The sequence below is a fragment of the Haloferax sp. KTX1 genome (assembly GCF_902410085.1).
Classification (GTDB): Archaea; Halobacteriota; Halobacteria; order Halobacteriales; family Haloferacaceae; genus Haloferax; species Haloferax massiliensis.
Genome location: NZ_CABPRH010000239.1, coordinates 1 through 425, shown reverse-complemented (window position 1 = coordinate 425; position 425 = coordinate 1). Strand labels below are relative to the sequence as shown.

The following is a 425-nucleotide window of genomic DNA, read 5'->3' as shown; positions in this document are numbered from 1 at the left end:
GTCCCGCTCAGCGTCGCCCGAGTGTACGGCGGGAGCGCCACCCGCTCGGTCGCGCTGGGGTACACCGAACTGTTCCGCGGGACGCCGTTGCTCGCTCAGCTGTTCGTCCTCTACTTCGCGACGCCGCTGACGACGATCATCCGCGAGCTACCCACCGTCGGGACCGGATTCATCCCCGCACAGGCGTTCTGGGTGGCCGTCATCGCGTTTACCCTCAACAGCGCGGCCTACCAGTCCGAGTACATCCGCTCGGCGCTGAACTCCGTCCCGGAGGGGCAACTCACCGCCGCGCGCGCTATCGGCCTCTCGAAGGTCGATGGAATCCGGCACGTCGTCCTGCCCCAGGGCCTGCGCTACGCGATTCCGGGCTGGTCGAACGAACTGGTGTACCTCATCAAGTACTCCTCGCTCGCGAGTTTCATTAC

At 66.1% G+C, this 425-nt stretch carries 1 protein-coding gene; it reads left to right on the top strand.

Features of this window, described 5'->3' with window-relative positions:
- A partial coding sequence (locus FY251_RS21645; RefSeq protein WP_148416959.1) for an amino acid ABC transporter permease occupies positions 1-425 on the top strand: 425 nt, incomplete at both ends.